14 protein-coding genes are annotated in these 18,155 nt (G+C 50.8%); 10 read left to right on the forward strand and 4 right to left on the reverse strand.

Annotated elements, in window-relative coordinates:
- Positions 1 to 14 precede the first annotated feature (14 nt).
- From DZK30_RS12465 to DZK30_RS12475, 3 genes are all read left to right on the forward strand, one after another.
- Complete coding sequence (locus DZK30_RS12465) at positions 15 to 2,369, forward strand: PKD domain-containing protein (RefSeq protein WP_118974456.1); 2,355 nt, start codon at positions 15 to 17, stop codon at positions 2,367 to 2,369.
- A 138-nt stretch (positions 2,370 to 2,507) separates the two neighbouring features.
- Positions 2,508 to 2,909 carry a hypothetical protein gene (locus DZK30_RS12470; protein ID WP_118974457.1) on the forward strand — a complete coding sequence of 134 codons (402 nt, stop codon included), beginning with the start codon at positions 2,508 to 2,510 and terminating at the stop codon, positions 2,907 to 2,909.
- Between the two features lie 43 nt (positions 2,910 to 2,952).
- The gene (locus tag DZK30_RS12475) at positions 2,953 to 5,685 is read left to right on the forward strand and encodes a PKD domain-containing protein (protein ID WP_118974458.1); all 2,733 of its coding nucleotides are present in this window, start codon (positions 2,953 to 2,955) and stop codon (positions 5,683 to 5,685) included.
- 82 nt (positions 5,686 to 5,767) lie between these two features.
- On the opposite strand, the gene DZK30_RS12480 is transcribed toward DZK30_RS12475, so the two are convergent.
- From DZK30_RS12480 to DZK30_RS12495, 4 genes are all read right to left on the reverse strand, one after another.
- Positions 5,768 to 6,901 (reverse strand): NAD(P)/FAD-dependent oxidoreductase, encoded by a 1,134-nt coding sequence (locus DZK30_RS12480; RefSeq protein WP_118974459.1) that lies wholly within the window; start codon positions 6,899 to 6,901, stop codon positions 5,768 to 5,770.
- Positions 6,902 to 6,919: 18 nt separating this feature from the next.
- Positions 6,920 to 8,146: an MFS transporter gene (locus DZK30_RS12485; protein ID WP_118974460.1), complete on the reverse strand. Its 1,227-nt coding sequence runs from the start codon at positions 8,144 to 8,146 to the stop codon at positions 6,920 to 6,922.
- A gap of 78 nt (positions 8,147 to 8,224) precedes the next feature.
- Positions 8,225 to 9,067, reverse strand: a complete 843-nt coding sequence (locus DZK30_RS12490; RefSeq protein ID WP_205529427.1) for a transketolase — start codon at positions 9,065 to 9,067, stop codon at positions 8,225 to 8,227.
- Between the two features lie 186 nt (positions 9,068 to 9,253).
- Entirely contained in the window at positions 9,254 to 9,895 is a 642-nt protein-coding gene (locus DZK30_RS12495; protein WP_118974461.1) for a DUF5606 family protein, read from the reverse strand.
- A gap of 214 nt (positions 9,896 to 10,109) precedes the next feature.
- Between DZK30_RS12495 and DZK30_RS12500 the strand changes: the two genes are divergently transcribed.
- The 7 genes from DZK30_RS12500 (at position 10,110) to rplW (ending at position 18,076) form a co-directional block, all read left to right on the forward strand.
- Positions 10,110 to 13,418: a DUF7948 domain-containing protein gene (locus DZK30_RS12500; RefSeq protein WP_162903053.1), complete on the forward strand. Its 3,309-nt coding sequence runs from the start codon at positions 10,110 to 10,112 to the stop codon at positions 13,416 to 13,418.
- A gap of 222 nt (positions 13,419 to 13,640) precedes the next feature.
- Entirely contained in the window at positions 13,641 to 13,898 is a 258-nt protein-coding gene (locus tag DZK30_RS12505) for a hypothetical protein (RefSeq protein WP_118974463.1), read from the forward strand.
- Between the two features lie 239 nt (positions 13,899 to 14,137).
- The gene (locus DZK30_RS12510; RefSeq protein WP_118974464.1) at positions 14,138 to 15,430 is read left to right on the forward strand and encodes a PKD domain-containing protein; all 1,293 of its coding nucleotides are present in this window, start codon (positions 14,138 to 14,140) and stop codon (positions 15,428 to 15,430) included.
- Positions 15,431 to 15,849: 419 nt separating this feature from the next.
- Positions 15,850 to 16,155 (forward strand): 30S ribosomal protein S10, encoded by a 306-nt coding sequence (gene rpsJ / locus DZK30_RS12515; protein WP_106522046.1) that lies wholly within the window; start codon positions 15,850 to 15,852, stop codon positions 16,153 to 16,155.
- Between the two features lie 232 nt (positions 16,156 to 16,387).
- Positions 16,388 to 17,014, forward strand: a complete 627-nt coding sequence (rplC, locus tag DZK30_RS12520) for a 50S ribosomal protein L3 (protein ID WP_118974465.1) — start codon at positions 16,388 to 16,390, stop codon at positions 17,012 to 17,014.
- A 53-nt stretch (positions 17,015 to 17,067) separates the two neighbouring features.
- Positions 17,068 to 17,706, forward strand: coding sequence for a 50S ribosomal protein L4 (rplD, locus tag DZK30_RS12525; RefSeq protein WP_118949919.1), 639 nt, complete (start codon positions 17,068 to 17,070; stop codon positions 17,704 to 17,706).
- A 73-nt stretch (positions 17,707 to 17,779) separates the two neighbouring features.
- Positions 17,780 to 18,076, forward strand: coding sequence for a 50S ribosomal protein L23 (gene rplW / locus DZK30_RS12530; protein ID WP_118949920.1), 297 nt, complete (start codon positions 17,780 to 17,782; stop codon positions 18,074 to 18,076).
- Positions 18,077 to 18,155: the final 79 nt, after the last annotated feature.

An 18,155-nucleotide genomic window follows, 5' to 3' on the forward strand; every position in this document is an offset into this window, starting at 1 on the left:
TTAATTTTCTTTAGATGACTTCCAATAAATTACACAAGCTTACCGGCAAAATTTGCAGCAGCCTGCTCTTTATGTTGCTTTTTCTGTCGATAGGAACAAAAACCTGGGCGCAGCCTACCGTCCTTTCTCCCTGTGATGCTAACCCGTTTTGCAGCGACAGCAGCTATACCTTCCCCAATTCCAGCGGTAACGTTTTTGCCGCGCCTCCTGCTCCGCCGGTCAATTACGGTACGGTGCTGCTATCTCAGCCCAATCCGGTATGGTATTGGATGCAGATAGGCACTTCGGGCACGATACAGCTTACGATCAATCAGACTAATGGCGGTGGTGGCGGAATAGATGTGGACTTTGCCATGTGGGGACCTTTTACCGACCTGGCCACAGGCTGTGCGGCGATTATGGCCGGAGCCGCCCCCATACAAGCCAGCTACGATGGTGGTGGCGTAACCGAGGTAGCCGGTTTGGGCCTTCCGGGCGGCAGCCAGGTAGGCCAGGGGCTTCCACCCTTTCCTCCGGGTGGTACCACACCGCCGGCTGCAGTAGCTGGCGAGGTGTATATCCTTATCCTGACCAACTATTCCAATCAGCCGGGCACCATCGCCTTCAGCCAGACCGCCGGCACCGGCTCGGCCGACTGCGGTATCGTGTGTGGCCTCAGCGCCAGCAATAACGGACCTAAATGTTTTGGCGACCCGATCCAGCTTACAGCTGCCAATAGCGATACGACTACCTCATTTACTTACTATTGGACGGGACCCAACGGCTTCGCTGCCAGCGGGCGGAATGTAACGTTCCATCCTACCACGCCAGGCAACTTCACCTTCAATGTAACTGCCGTATCAGACGAGGACGATACCTGTAAGGCCAGCACCGATGTGGTTGTTCATCCTTTACCCAATGTTACGCTAACCAATCCCAACGACAGGATACTCTGTAATATCGACAGCGCGACGCTGGCGCTCAACAGCCCTTCCAATACCGTCCATTATCAGTGGTTCAAAGACGGTGTGGCGCTACCCAACGATACCAATGCGGTGCTGGTGGTACGAACAAACGGCACTTACCTGGTAACGGCAGTATCGGCCGAAGGTTGCAGGGATACTTCCGAAGATGTGTTCGTCAAGCTTAACTTTACCGACGTTAATTTCAACTTTACCATCATGAAGGGCTGTACGGAAGACAGCGTTCAGTTCAACAATCTGAGCGAGCCCGGTAGCTATTGGTGGAGCTACGGCGACGGCACCATGCCTGAAGATACCCTGACCAATCCGCTGCACATCTATCAGGACCAGGACAACTATCTTGTTCGCCTGAAAATAAAGGATCTGGACGGTTGTGTAGATTCGGCGCTTAAGTTTGTAGATGTAAGACATCCGCTGATCGCCGCGTTTACGGCCAGCACCGATTCCGTATGCCAATCCAACGGTACGCCGGTGGCCTTTACCGACGGCTCTACAGGCGCAACTGGCTGGAGCTGGGATTTTGGCGATGGCGCTGCTGCAACACAGCAAAACCCCAGCCATACTTATACGCAAGCCGGGACCCATAGCATAAGGCTGATCATAAACGATAACCTTCCCTGCTACGATACGGCCTATCACCAGGTCTATGTTGACTCTTTACCCTTCCTGGAATTTGTTACCGATAAGCATAGCATATGCGTGGGTGACCGCGTTACCTTCACGCCCTCCTTCCTGTACACGGCCAAACAGCTGAGCTGGGATTTCGGCGACGGTATGCATTGGACTGAGAACGGTGTTACCAGCCATAGCTTCGATCAGCCTGGTACCTATTGGGTGAAGCTGCTGGCTACTTTCCCGGTATGTGCCGAGATTATGAAGACCGACTCCGTAGTGGTGCACGCCCTGCCACTGGTCAATCTGGGCCCGGACAGCGTATTGTGCCTGGATGGCCCCGCGATAAGGGTAGGGGATAATACCAACGCCAGCGATCCTACCATTCACTGGTTGTGGAGTACAGGCGACACTACTGCTTTTATCAATATCGTGCATCCCGGCGAGTATGCCGTAACGGCCAGCCGCGGCGATTGTGGCACTACCGAAAGGATCATGGTGAACAAAGATTGCTATACCGATATCCCCAATGCCTTCACCCCCAACGGCGATGGAAGCAACGACTATTTCTATCCGCGCCAGCTGCTGAGCAAAGGCGTCGTTTCCTTCTCCATGACCGTGCTGAATCGGTGGGGACAGAAAGTATTTGAAACCACCAATACCAACGGTAGAGGATGGGATGGTAAGTTCAATGAAAAGGATCAACCCATGGGCGTGTACATCTACCAGATTAGAGCAGTGCTGAAGAACGGCCGTGTGGAAGAATACAGCGGTAATATAACATTGGTAAGATAATTTGTAGTATTACGGCTACATAGTGCAGCTGAAATAAGACCAAAGTCTCTCGGGTTCAATAGCCTGAGGGACTTTTTTTTGCCCTTGACCCAACTAAAGAAAAGTTAACAAAGGTCTTCCTTCATATATATAATTGTTATGTCCAGATTGTCCCGAATTGTTGTACTGCTTGCAGCAGTATTACTGCTGTTCCCGACCCTGAAAGGTAATGCGCTGCCGGAAGGTACCGATCGCCGTATTACCGAAGTATATGGTAGCTATACGGCGCGGCTGAGTTCGGCACAGCTGGCCGACCTGAATGGCCGCCTGCTTCGTTGCACCGTGAAGCAAATGCCGCTGCAGAAAGGAGAGTCGTTTCCTTTACTCTCCAAACAGCCCCTGGTGACCAAGTTTGTACCAGACCTCAGGGCCGATAGCTTCAGCGAGCCCACGAAGATCAATCCGCTTAAGTATGATCTGCCGTTTTATACCCGTAAAGACCTTATCTACCGGATCGATGGGACAGATTATGTGCTTTTTGTCATTGCAAAGGCGCCCTGATCCCTAGCTGATCCCTATTTGCCAATAACCAATATCACCGCTTATGTTTCTTCGAATATTTACCCGCTATACCCTTTTCTGCCTGTTGTTCGTGCTGTTTTGCAGCGCCTGGAGTGTGAGCGAGGCGCAACCGCCCTGTCAAACGATCATAGCCCGGGTCAACAGCACATCGCCGCCGTCGGACCCTGCCGATTCCATTGTTAAGGTATGTAAGGGCACTACCGTTACGTTTACCGGTTCGGCCACTTTCAGCACCTCTGCTACCGGCGCTACTTATGAGTGGCGCTTCAACGACGGCACCATTATGCCGGGTACTACGATAAGCCGCAATTTTCCCGACGAGGGTGTATACGTAGTTGATTTTGTAGCTACCGATGCCAGCGGCTGTGTCAATAAGAACTGCGACAGCCGTAAGATCATCCAGGTATCGACCACGCCTCATTTCAACCAGATCCAGAAGCCGGATACTATGTGCCTTCACCATACGGCAACCATACTGGGTATTGTAACTCCGGTGGAAGGAAAATACGATTGCGCGCCGCCGGTATCCGGCACCACTTTCCTGCCCGATGGACAGGGTACCCCCTACACAACCAGCATTAACGTAAGCTGCTTTACCCCCTGTGATACTGTGGCTGCTCCCGGCGACATCGAAAGTATTTGCCTCAATATGGAGCACTCTTATATGGGCGACCTGGATATCGATATCACCTGTCCCAACGGGCAAACCCTATCTCTGCTCAACTCTAACGGCGGCGGCATTATCCTGGGCCAGCCTGTGGCTACCGACCTGCCGGTGGACGCAAGCAATTTGCTGGATCCGGGTATCGGATTCAACTATTGCTTTTCCCCCATGTCGACCAGCGGATTTATCCATGATATTGCCAACACTACCAATGTGTCGCCTTATACAGACCCTCTGGGCAATGTGAGCACAGATAATCCCATCAACCAGGCCAATCCCGGTACCTACCAGGCCGATGGCAACTGGAATAACCTTGTCGGCTGCCCGATGAATGGCAGCTGGACGATAACGGTAAATGACAACCTGCCTGCCGATAACGGCTATATCTTCAATTGGGGCATTACCTTCAGCAAGGGGATCGGCGCTTATAATTTTATTCCCGTTTACCCGCAGCAGCATTGGGATGCCAATGCCGATATCATTGGTACCAGCGCCGGCGGAAAAAACATTACCATCAAGCCGGAAACAGGAGAGGGGTTGCACTGCTACACCTTCAGGGTGGTCGACAGCTTCAATTGCCCTTACGATACTACGGTATGTGTATACGTGATCGATCCCGGCAATCCCGGCAGGGACACCACGCTAAAGATATGCCTGGGACAGGATCCGGTCAACGCATTCAGCTACCTGGGCAACAATGTAACACCCGGCGGCACCTGGTCGGGCCCGGGAGTAAGCCCTGCAGGTATGTTTGACCCGGCCGCCGCTGGTCTGGGACTGCGTCCCGTAGTGTATCGCCTGCATAAATGGAACTGCGACACGATCGCCACCATTACCTTCAATGTCATTAATGATGTCCAGATGGATTTCAACTTTCAGTTGCTTCCCGGCTGTACTGAGGATACGGTACGGTTTACCAACCTGAGCGAGCCCGGCAGGTACTGGTGGCGCTTTGGCGACGGCAGCCTACCCGAAGACACGACCGTGCACCCGGTACATATTTACCAGGACCAGAGCAATTATCAGGTAAGGCTTACAGTAAAAGACCTCGATGGCTGCATCGACTCTGTGTTGAAGATCGTCGATATCAGGCATCCGCTGAAGGCTTCTTTCGACCTCAGTATCGATTCGGTATGCCAGGCCAACGGTACGCCTGTTGTCTTCAATGATGGCTCTATAGGCGCGGCCAACTGGAGCTGGGACTTCAACGATGGCACTACTGCTACCGTGCAGAATCCGACCCATACTTTTAGCCTGGCGGGAACCCGCAGGGTACGCCTGATCATCAACGATAAGATACCTTGCTACGATACCCTTTACCGGAATGTCTATGTAGACTCCCTTCCTTTCCTGGACCTGGTAACGGATAAGCACAGCATCTGTACCGGCGATCGCGTCAGCTTTACACCTGCCTTCCTGTACACCGTGAAGAGCCTCAGCTGGGACTTTGGCGACGGCACGCACTGGCAGGAGAATGGCGCGACCGGGCACAGCTTTGACCAGGCGGGGACTTACCACATTACGCTACGGGCAGACTACCCCGTTTGCGAAGACCTGATGAAGACCGATTCCGTTGTGGTCAATGTGATGCCCCTGGTCTACCTTGGACCGGATAGCGTACTGTGCCTGGATGGCCCGGCCGTGAGGGTAGGCGATGCCAACAATGCCAATGACCCCACAGTGCGTTGGTTGTGGAGCACCGGCGCCAAAACGCCCTATATCGATATTGTGCATCCGGGTGAATATGCGGTCACCGCTACCCGCGGCGATTGCGGAACAACAGAGAAGGTTGTGGTGAGCAAAGATTGCTACACCGATATTCCCAATGCCTTTACGCCTAACGGCGACGGCAGCAATGATTATTTCTATCCCCGCCAGCTCATTAGTAAGGGTGTCGTATCCTTCTCCATGACCGTATTCAACCGTTGGGGACAAAAGGTCTTTGAGACGACCAATGTTAATGGCAGGGGCTGGGATGGCCGGTTTAACGACAAGGAGCAACCTATGGGTGTTTACATTTACCAGATCAGGGCGGTATTGAAAAATGGCCGCGCCGAAGATTATAGCGGTAATGTAACGCTGGTAAGATAAACAATCAGCCAATAGAACATGAAGCGCCCGCCGGTTGTTCCGGCGGGTTTCTTTTTGGCGCTGGGGTAGCAGCAGAAAAGATTCAGGGAGAGAGGAGGGCCACACATTCCTTTGCGGCGGCAGCGCCCAATGCCACACCCATGCCACCCATGCGGAAAGCCCCATAGACATGGGGACTAAACTGTTGAATAAGGGGGCGTTTGGCTGTGCCAAAAGCCATAATGCCCGCCCAGCGTTGTGCAATGGCAACTTTGCTGCCTGGCAGGATCAGCTCGCGCAACTTTGTCTCCAGGTCGGCCTGTATTGCGGGGTTCAGGGCAATCTCGGTAGTCGTTTCCCCTTCAAAATCAAGGTTACGGCCGCCACCGAACAGCACACGGCCATCGATCTCGCGAAAATAATAGTAACCTTCGTCAAAGTGGAAAATGCCCTTGAACGGCAGACCCGGTATAGGGTCGGTGAGCAGCACCTGGCCCCTGCCGGGCTGGAGCGCTGCTTCGGGCAGAAGGGTTCGCGTAAACGCATTGGTACAAATAAAAAGGTGCCGGGCATGCAGCGCTATAGTTGCAGCCCGTGTGGTGTCGGCCACCAGTACTGATACGCCTTCGTCCTCTTCTTCAAACCGCTCCACCGGCGCGCCGGTCTTGATCTCTATCCCCATTTCAAGTGCGTAGTCGGTGAGCCGGCGCATCATTTTACCGGTATGCAGTTCGCCTTCACCTGTATTTTCAATAAGCGCCGCTACCGCTGACGCAGGAAAACCGAAGCCCACTATTTTTCCATCGGCACGGCGAAAGGGCTCAAAGCCGGCAGCGGCAGCAATAAGCGCATTGATATGGTCCAGTTGCGCCAGCAAGGGCAATTCCCCGGGACTGATGAGCTCGTGGCTGCCGTTTTCACGATAGTCGATCGCATGATCGCCCAGCCGTTGCCGCAACAAGGCCAGGCCCTCTTTTCTACGACAAAAAAGAGCTGTCATCTCGACCTCGCTATGGTGCTTCAGATCGTCGAGCAGCTCGGTAAAGCTGCCCATACAAGCAAAGCCGGCATTACGCGTGCTGGCGCCATAGGGGAAAAGGCTGCGCTCGAGCACGAGCACCCGCTTGGCCGGAAAGCGTTCCTTGTATTCGATCGCCGTATGCAGGCCGACAATGCCGGCGCCAATAACGATGGCATCATAATGCAGGAACGACGCCTGCTCCCAGTAGCTAAACATATAAATGAAGTATTGGCGTTATTCTTCGAGGTAATCCAGGTCTTTGCCGAACGTTTCTTTCAAACGGCTGAGGGCAAACAAGGAGACGGCCGTAAGCCCAAACATCACAATATAGCCGGCAGTGATGATATTGCTGCGTTCCACAAAAAAGTCGAAGATAAAGGTGATTGGGATCAGTGAGCCCCTTACGAAATTGGGGACCGTAGTGGTAACTGTAGCCCTGAGATTGGTGCCGAATTGCTCTGAAGCGATGGTAACGAAGGTGGCCCAGTAACCTACCCCAAGTCCCATGATAAAAGCAAGGATGTGAAAGTTGCGCGCATCAATGCCTTTGCTGTTCAGGTACCAGATCACGGTACCCAGCGAGAGGACGAGGAAGATGAGGATCGCCAGCCTTCGTGAACGTGCCCACTGGGCCAGCAGTCCTGCAAAAATATCGCCGATCGAGATGCCGATATAGGAATACATAATGCCGCCGCCCGCAGTCAATGCTTCTTTGGCGCCCAGTGCTTTGCCGAATTCAGGCGACTGTGCGATAAGGATACCGACCACAAACCATAGTGGTATGCCGATGAGGATGCAGTAAAGATATTTAAGGGCCCGCTGCCGGTTGGAAAACAGCATACGGAAGCTGCCGCGGCGCACCGTGCTGCCCTCCACATGCCGGTACATGCCCGACTCGAAGGTGCCTACCCGCAGCAGCAACAGCACGAAGCCGAGACCACCGCCGACAAAATAGGCGGTACGCCAGGAGAAGTTGTGGGCGACCAGGTTGGCTGCCACGGCGCCGAACAGGCCGATCACCGCAACGAGCATAGTACCATAGCCCCGCTTCTCCTTACTCATGGTTTCGCTTACCAGCGTAATGCCTGCGCCCAGCTCTCCGGCCAGACCTATGCCCGCTATAAAACGGATAAGCGCATAGGTATTGACATCCTGCACGAAGCCATTGATCACATTGGCGATGGAATAAACCAGGATAGAGCCGAAGAGCACCCGGATGCGGCCAAACTTATCGCCGACAATGCCCCACAGGATGCCACCCAGCAACAGACCTGCCATCTGCACATTGATCACAAATTCGCCCAGGCGGCGGCTGTTCTCAGGCGCCACACCTATGTCGGAAAGGCTTTGTACCCGAACAATGCTGAAGATAAGCAGGTCGTATATATCTACAAAATAGCCGAGTGCGGCTACCAATACCAGCAAGACCACATTCCTGCTGCCGGAACGCTCACTTTGCATAAGCTTGTTTTTTAAGGCTGCATGATACAAAAAAAACCGTGTAGTTGCGCTACACGGTTTTTATCATAAAATTTATCTTTAGTAATCAGTGGTGCTGCCGGTAAGCTCCAGCAGGGCTTGTTCCAGCTGCGCATCGTTGGGGGCGATACCGTGCCACTCGTGCGTACCCTCCATAAAGGAAACACCGCTACCCATAGCCGTATGCAGTAAGATGCATACCGGCTTGCCCTTGCCCGAGTAGGCTTTGGCTTCTTCGAGTCCTTCCAGCACACGTTCCATATTATTGCCTTCGGCGATTTCCAGCACCGTCCAGCCGAAAGCCTCAAACTTGCCGCGCAGATCGCCCAGGCCCATGACCATCTCAGTGGGGCCGTCGATCTGCTGGCCATTATAGTCGATGGTTGCGATCAGGTTGTCCACTTTATGGTGTGCGGCAAACATAATGGCTTCCCAGTTCTGGCCTTCCTGCAGCTCGCCATCGCCGTGCAGGGAATAGACCATACGATCGTCCTTGTTCAGTTTTTTTGCCAGCGCAGCGCCGATAGCCACGCTCATGCCTTGCCCCAGTGAGCCGGACGCAATGCGTACACCAGGCAGGTGTTCGTGCGTGGCAGGATGTCCCTGAAGCCTGGAATTCAGCTGCCGGAACGTAGCCAGCTCCTCGACGCGGAAATAGCCGCTACGGGCCAGCACACTGTACAGCAGGGGAGAGATATGTCCGTTGGAAAGAAAGAAGAGGTCTTCGCCCACACCGTCCATATTGAAGGCCGGATCGTGCTTCATTACCTTGAAGTATAAAGCCGTAAGAAAGTCGCTGCAGCCCAAAGATCCGCCGGGGTGGCCACTTTGCGCGCCATGCACCATTCTTACGATATCACGGCGCACCTGCGTGGCCATCTCTTTCAATTGCTGAAGTTCCATTATAATACTTTGAAAATTTTGCGCAAAAGTAAGCATTCGGTTTCGAAAATTTTCCCGCAGGGCAAATTAAAAATCGCATTCCTTTAGCATCTTTAGTGGTTCACGGCAAGGAAAAATACAGGCCCAAAAACAAAGGTTACCTGGTAGCAACCGGGTAACCTTGCAATATTATTCGGGGTGTAATACTTATGCCTCTTCTTCTTTTTTCTTCTTGGGAGCGGCCTTTTTTGCCGGCTTTTCTTCTTCGCCCTCAGCAGTAGCGGCTTTTTTCTTGGCCGCGGCTTTCTTTACAGGCTTTTCTTCACCTTCTTCAGTAGTTGTTGCTTTTTTAGCAGCCGCTTTTTTCTTCGGCTTCGCCTCTTCTGTTGCAATCTCTTCCGGTGTGGCGTCAACAGCTTCACCGGCAGTCGCATCCTCTTCTTCAGGTTGCTCTTTCAGATAATCGAAATTCAGCAGGTCGTTTGCTTTCAGTATCTCGTACCATTTCAGCAGTTTCCTGATATCGCTGGTGTATACCCGGCTTTCATCAAAATCGGGTAGCACTGTCTTGAAATAAGCTTTGGTTGCCTTATCATCTTTCTTCTTGTTGAGCTCGGCTACTTCGCCATCCTGTTCCTTGATCTTTTCCAGCACTTCATGCAGGCGCACGTTGTCGCCGGTAGTATATATCTCAATGCTTTCCAGCGGCGTAATGTGGTGGATACGGGCCGATACGAATTTCACACTTTTGTCGGTGAGGCTGCGTACGATAGCGCCGTCGTTTTTGGTGCTCATCAGTTGGTAAAGACCGCTGAGGCCGGTTACCGCTACAATTTGTCTGTATTCCATAGTTTATATAATACCCGGAGGTTCTCGACTTTTAGGGCGGCAAAAGTAAGAAAAATTCTATACAAAGTTCCCGCCAAAATTTTCCTTTTGATTTCAGCATTAAAACGCAATTAATCTACAGAATTTGAGTGTAGGGCCACATGAAGTTTATATGATATGCGTGATGGTTCACTTGAATGTGTTATTTTTGTATTTTAACTTAAACTATTGCCGCATGAAAACGAGTACAACCATTTTAATGTTCCTGCTGTTGCTCTTGCATTATGGCGCACAAGGTAAAGACGGCGAACAACCCAACAAGCTAACTTATTTCAAAGAAAATAAGGGGCAACTGATTGATCAGAACGGCGCTGCAAGGGGCGATATTTTTTACTATGGCGCCAGCGACGGGCTGCAATACTATTTTAAAAAATCGGGGATCAGCTACCAATTGTATCAGCGGGATGAGGAGAAGAATATCCATCTTTCCCGTGTTGATGTTTCCTGGCTCGGAGCCAATACACAGGCAGAACTCATCGGTCAGAATAAAGCAGGAGCTGTAGAAAATTTTATCCGTGACGGGCGTAGTATATTCGGTGCACGGCAGTATAATGATCTTTTGTATAGGAATCTTTATAAGGATATCGATCTGCACTACTATTATCAGGGCGCATCATTGAAATATGATTTTATTGTCGCGCCGCATGCAGATTATAGACATATCAGGCTCGAAATGGAAGGCGCCAGTGCGCTCCGGCTCAATAAAGACGGCACGCTTACCATTGTTACAGCAAATGGTTCCGTTACAGAGGGTGTACCTGTTGCTTACCAAAACAAGAAGCCCGTTCCTGTTTCCTGGATAATGAAAGACAATGTGTTGGGTTTTCAGGTAGGCAACTACGACCCATCACAGCCGTTGATCATTGATCCGTTGATCTACAGGTGGTATTCAAGTACCCTGACTTCCGGATCGAGCCTGACACAATCAGATGGTACAGCTTATGCCTCCGTGCACGATAATAACAACAACGTATACGTTATATCCAGTGCCGCGGACAAAAATGGCCCTATGTATGACTACTATGCAAGGATAACCAGCCGGAATAGCAGTACAGGAGCCGTTAATTGGACGCGCAATGTAGCTGATTTTTTTACTGGGAGCAACATTACCCCTTCTAATGCTTTCCCGGCTGAAGGCCTGGCACTAGGAATCAATTGCCTGTATCTATGTGGAAGTACCGGGTGTACTGCTGTAAACATCGCTACAAGTGGCGCTTACCAGACGACCATTGTCGGGCAACAAGACTGCTTTCTGGCTAAATATGCGTTGAATGGAGACAGGATCTGGGTAACTTATTATGGAGGAGCGGGCGACGATTCGGCAAAACGCTGTATTGCAGATGCTTACGGTAATATGTATATCTGTGGGACTACCTCCTCTACTGGTAGTATGGCCACGATCAACGCCTTCCAGCCGGCGCTGGCAGGTAGCAGTGACGCTTTTATAGCTAAATTCGACTCAGCAGGCAGGCGGGTGTGGAGTACCTATTATGGCGGCAGCGCCACGGATATGGCCCGAAGCATTGCTATACAGGGCAGTCAGCTTTTTGTCGCCGGTACTACTACATCAGCAGGTATCGCAACAGTTGGATCACATCAGCAAGCGTTTGCAGGCAATCAGGACGGCTTCCTGCTTTGTCTTGACACTACAGGCAGCACGCGGCAATGGAGCACTTATTACGGTGCGGATTCTACCACGGCGGAAAATTGTGTCGTAGGTGGTAATGCCATTTATCTTTCAGGAACAACCAATAGCGCGAGTAGTATAGCTACGCCGGGGGTATACCAGGGAAACATAGCGGGAGGACGAGATGCCTATCTGGCAAAATTTGATATGAGTGGTGTACGCCAATGGGGAACCTACCATGGCGGCACAGGAGATGAAACCGGCTCGGGTACTGTAATGGGCAGTAGCGGCAATCTTTATTTGTGTGGCACGACAACATCCGATACCGCTATAGCAACATTCATGAGCTATCAAACCAATTACAGTCCGATAGGCAGTGCTTCAACCTATCTTTCTGAATTCAATAGCAATGGTCAGAAATTGTCGGGAACCTATTTTAACGGAGCGGAAAGTGCAGTATACTGCTCTGCAAATAATAGTGGCGACGTCTTTATATCGGGTGGTTATTATATCGCATATCCTCTTCATCCCCCAGTGGTGCTGGGGTACCTGGCCAAGTTTTCTTACTGCAACGATACCACACCGGTGATCGACGCCCCCGAAACACATATCTGTTCCGGAACACCGGTTACCATTTCTGTGCCTGCTGTACCGAGTACTACCTATCAGTGGTATCGCAATGATACCCTGATTACCGGCGCTACCCAAAATATTTACACGGCTTCGCTTGCCGGCTTATACCGGATCTTAGTCAATGGTTGTCCTCCAAGCAGTATGGCTGCTGTATCCCTTACCCAATCGGTTACTCCCTTAGTTCAGGTCACCCATACTGATATTCCCTGCTATGCCAGCAATAGCGGTACCATTAATGTAGCAGCCACGAACGGCACACCGCCATATACCTATCAATGGAATAATTTACCGGACACCACCGCTTTTGTTTCGGGTCTGGATACCGGTACCTATATTGTCCATACGCGTGATGTGTACAGTTGCGGGAAGATCGATACCGTGAAGATCACAAAACGTACGACTACTCCTCCTTCTAATCCGCTGGCCAGCCTCTGTGTCGTTACCACGGATTCCGCAACAGAAAAAAATCTGGTAGTCTGGGAGAAGGTCGGCGATGTAAGGGCGGTCAGCTATAACGTTTATCGGGAAACAAGCGTTATGGCCCAGTATGAGCTCATAGGGACACGTAGTGTCGATAGCTTAAGCACTTTCCTTGATATTATCGCAAACCCCTTGCAGCAAAGCTATACCTATGCATTGGCCGAAGTCGATAGCTGTGGCAATGAATGGCCCTTGAGCGAACGTCATACCACCATACACCTGAGCGCCAATATGGGCGTCAATGGTGAAATCAACCTCAGCTGGAATACTTACGCCGGAAGAAGCTATTCTACGCATTATATCGAAAGGAGTTTTAACGGCGGTCCATTTACTTTGCTGAACGAAGTTTCCAGCACGATGACGGCATACTCCGATCTGACGCCTCCCCTTGGCGACAAAGTATACCGGATCGCAATTGATGTGGCGCCGTCATGCGCTCCCTCAAAGCCTACAGATATTGCCCGGGTTACCTCCAATACGGTGTCGTTTATCACTTCGGGCATTGGTGAGCATGAGGTTGCGGGATTTGTTGAGCTCGGTCCCAATCCCACTACCGGGCTGTTGATGATACATAACTTCAAACCAGCGGTAATCAAAGTATACGACTTCGCAGGCCGGCAGGTGCTTTCCGAAAAGAATACCACCAGTATCAACCTGGGCGGTCTTTCTAAAGGGACCTACCTGGTACGGCTGCTGGATAAAAACGCCAATGTGCAATACAGTAAAAAAGTGATCTTGAAATAAGCATGTGAAAAGATGAAAATTGATAGCAGGCTGCTCTTTGGGGCGGCCTGTTGTTATTTCAGGCATGTTTGTCACTTATTGTCGCCCACAGGCACATCGTCCACGGCTTACCTGGGAGAAAATTTGCGGAAAAACGGGAAAATATCACCAAAGCATAACCTCCGAACTTTTTAGAGGTCATATTGGTTTGTCAGCTTTGTAACAACCTAAAAACATAATAAGATGCAAAAGGTAGTAGCAGTATCCGTAAACATAAATGAGCTGGCCAGCCAACCCGATAAGGTAACTTCCCTGGTAGAGTTGGAAGGGCTTAATGAATTGCTGGCCGAAGGCTGGGAAATCGAAGACTGGTCGTTCCTTACCGACGAGCCTGTAAACGGCCGCATGCCTATGCTGGTGATCCTGAACGATCAGCTGCTGCCCGAAGGCGAAGGCTTTTATGAAGAATACGAAGAAGAGCTGCCCGAAGAAGAGGAATAACCAGGTTTTTTTACGGGAAAAGGGTGAGCGGTGGCAATCCGCTCACCCTTTTTTTACGCTATATCGGTATGCCGTGCCAACCTGCTGCAGCCCAAAGCTGTCTGGCTAAGGACAAGTGGTCCAGGCTACCGGGAAACCAGTAACTATTCTTAGTAGCTAAGAAAATTTCTGTTCCGGCCGTCTGTTAAAGTAGCCCTCAGGCATACGATACTTAATAGAAACGAATAAACCTTAGCAAAATGAATAAAGGAATTTTTCAAACTACGAAGCTGAAGGCCCTATTGCTGTTGGCCGGCTCACTATTTGCGGTCTCGCAGGTCACGGCTGCCGATACCCTGCGGGTATTGTTTCTCGGCAATAGCTACACTGAGGTCAATAACCTGCCGCAGGTGATCGCCAACCTCGCTGTGGCAAGTGGCGACCAGCTGATCTACCAGTCGAATACGCCCGGTGGACAGACCTTCCAGCAGCATTGCAGCAATAGTACCACCTTATCGCTCATCGCCCAGGGCGGATGGGACTATGTGGTGCTCCAGGAGCAAAGCCAGCGCCCCTCGTTTTCAGATGGTCAGGTGGCTAATGAAGTATATCCCTATGCGAAAAAGCTGGACAGCCTGATCCATCGCGCCAGCCCTTGTGCGAAAACAGTTTTCTATATGACCTGGGGCTATAAGAACGGCGATGCAGGCAATTGCCCCGTATGGCCGCCCATATGCACCTACTCAGGAATGGACAGCATGTTGTATCTCCGGTATTCCATTATGGCCGAGGATAACGAAGCCTGGTTGAGCCCGGCGGGTAGGGTAAGGCGCAGGGTACGTGCGCTCAATCCTTCCATCGAGCTGTACGCTGCCGATGGCAGCCACCCCACGGCTGCGGGTACCTTTGCGGCAGCACTGAGCTTCTATACACTTTTATACGGGAAAGATCCCGTGGCGAATACCTATAATTACAGCCTTAGCGCCGGAGATGCCGGGGCGATCAAAGCTGCAGCCAAAGCAGTGGCCTTCGATAGCCTGAGCTACTGGCGCCGGTTCGATCCCTTGCCCGCCGCTGGTTTTACAGCTACAACCGCCGGCAATACCGTGAACCTTGCCAATACCTCGATGGGGGCTACTGCCTACAGCTGGGACTTCGGCGATGGCAGCCCGGCTTCAGCCGTGGCCAGCCCCAGTCATACCTACGCAGCTTCGGGGATGTATGACGTATGCCTGAAAGCGATCGACGGCTGCGACACGGTAAAGCTGTGCCGTAAGGTGCAGATCGGTACGGTAGGTATCGGCAACAGGGGCTCCCTGACCGAATTGCAGGTCTATCCCAATCCCGTTACACATACGCTTTATTTTAAAGGCCTTAAAGAAAATTGTGACTATATCTTGTACAACAATATTGGTGTCCGGCTTCAGCAGGGTAAGCTGGAGATGGGACAGGCAGCGCTTTCCCTGCAGCGATTGCCGGCCGGGCTGTATTACCTGCAGCTGTTATCGGCAGAGGGGCAGGGTAGCACAGTACTGCCGGTGCAGAAGCAATAAGGCGCCTGCATGGTGGCGCGAAGAAAGCCTATAGCTGGCCGATCGGAATTAAATGGACGCGTACTGTCTCTACCGGGGGCGGTACGCTTTTAATTTAATACCTGCCGGAGCAGTGCATAAGGACATGCGATCAAGCTGCCGGCCAGGACAGTACCTGCTGTACCGGCCTCCCTGGTCCTGGGTGAAAACCAATAGCAGGCCAGGCCACACATCAGCCAAAACTTCTTCAGAAATGCCCCGGAGTTTCTAAAGGAAATTACAGGAAAAAAACATGGGAAAAGAAGTATTATATCTGCAATGTATGTATCTTTGCGGCCCGATTGTAAGGTTCCAGAAAGAAAATTCAAAATATTTTTGGTGTTTTGAAAAGATTTTCTACCTTTGCAGTCCCAAAAATTTTAACAAGGAAGTTTTTTGATATGTCACAGCGTATTCGCATCAAGCTAAAGTCTTACGACCACAATCTCGTGGATAAGTCCGCAGAAAAGATCGTAAAGACCGTTCGTAATACAGGCGCCGTAGTTACCGGTCCTATTCCCTTACCTACGGATAAGAAAATTTTTACGGTTCTGCGTTCCCCGCACGTAAATAAGAAAGCCCGTGAGCAGTTCCAATTGTGTACACACAAGCGATTACTGGACATTTATACTTCTTCCAGCCGTACCGTGGATGCCTTGTCTAAACTGGACCTTCCCAGCGGTGTAGAAGTAGAGATCAAAGCCTAACAGTCTTCTCCCTGTATAAACAGAGAAAAACAGCGAAAGCAAAGTTCTTTAAAGCAATAGGAATAACAGCTAATCCCGCGGATTCGTATCCGGGTCTTTGACCCTGATACAATAGCAATCAACGGGCGCTTGGCTGGGAAGCAGGCACAGTTCTGGCTTTCCGTTAGCATTAAATAATAATAACACAGCTCCGTGTCAGATCCCTTATGACCGGTGCTGAAAACAAAATATTATGAAAGGTATTATTGGTAAAAAAATCGGCATGACCTCCGTGTTCGAATCTAATGGAAAGCAGGTGTCCTGCACCATTATCGAGGCCGGACCTTGCGTAGTAACGCAAAAGAAAACAGTCGAAACCGACGGGTACGAAGCCTTGCAGATCGCCTTTGGCGAGCGTAAAGAAAAAAACACGCCCAAAGCCCTGCTCAATCACTTCGCGAAAGCAGAAACAGCCCCCAAAGCTGTCGTAAAAGAAATCCGCAACAGTTCCATTAATAAACAAGTTGGTGAAAGTATTACCGTAGACATCTTCTCCGAAGGTGAAAAGGTAAACGTGATCGGTACCTCCAAAGGTAAAGGTTTCCAGGGCGTAGTAAAACGTCACGGATTCGGCGGTGTGGGCGAAGCTTCCCACGGCCAGCACGACCGTCAGCGCGCTCCCGGTTCTATCGGTGGTTCTTCTTATCCCAGCCGTGTATTCAAAGGTATGCGCATGGCCGGCCGCATGGGTGGCGATCGCGTAAAAGTGAAAGCGCTGAAAGTAGTAAAAGTTTATCCCGAGCAGAACTACATCCTGGTTACCGGCTCTGTTCCCGGTCATAACGGTTCTATCGTTCTGATCCAAAACAACGTAGGTTAATCCCGCGGATAGAAAACATTATTTCCATTAGCATCAGCTAAAAATTATAAGAAATGCAAATCGAAGTTTTAAATAGCAAAGGTGAAAATACCGGACGTAGCGTAGAATTACCGGAGGATATTTTCAATATCGAACCCAACGATCACGTCATCTACCTTGCTGTAAAGCAATATCTGGCGGCGCAACGTTTGGGTACCCACAAAACCAAAACCCGTGGTGAGGTTAAAGGTGCTTCCCGCAAGCTGCATCGCCAAAAGGGTACCGGTGGCTCCCGTAAAGGTAATATCCGCAACCCGCTGTACAAAGGTGGTGGTACCATCAACGGTCCCATCCCGCACCGCTACGATTTCAAGCTGAACCGTAAAGTGAAAGACCTCGCTAAGATGTCGGCCCTCACTTACAAAGCCCGCGAAAAAAATATCGTGGTTGTAGAAGATATCAAGATCGAAAAGCCCAGCACCAAAGCATTCCTGCAGGTAGTGAATGGTCTTAAGATCGGCGGCAAAAAGCTGCTCCTGGTAAATGTAGACTACGATCAAAACCTCTACCTGAGCAGCCGCAATGTACCCCGCGTAAAAAGCAGCGTACTGAGCGACATCAATACTTACGACATCGTACACGCCAACACCATCCTGTTGACCGAGAGCGCTGCCAAAGTATTTACAGAAGAAGTAGTGGAAGTAGCGGAATAAGCAATCCGGTTCGGTACTCAACTCATAAAAACATGGATCCGGCGCAAGCCTGGGACCAACAAATAAAATAACAATGAAAATTTCAGAAGTATTGGTTCGCCCGAAAGTTACTGAAAAGGTAAACGGTCAGATGGAAAAGCAAAACCGTTACACTTTCGTAGTAGACAAGCGTTCTAACAAATTGGAAATTAAAGCTGCTGTAGAAGAGTTCTATAACGTAAAGGTTACTGATGTGAACACGATCGTTATGCCTGCAAAAAGCAAAAGCCGTTTTACCAAAGCTGGTTTCATCTCCGGCCGCAAAGCTTCCTTTAAGAAAGCGATCGTAACCCTGGCTGAAGGCGAAAACATCGACCTGTTTGCATTCTAAACAGAACCCGCAGCTTAAGTATGGTGGCGGATAGTGCCACCGCTAACAACAAACTATAAAATACCGCCGGCTGAGACCG

Origin of the sequence: Taibaiella koreensis (assembly GCF_003545715.1) — a bacterium.
Taxonomy (GTDB): domain Bacteria; phylum Bacteroidota; class Bacteroidia; order Chitinophagales; family Chitinophagaceae; genus Taibaiella; species Taibaiella koreensis.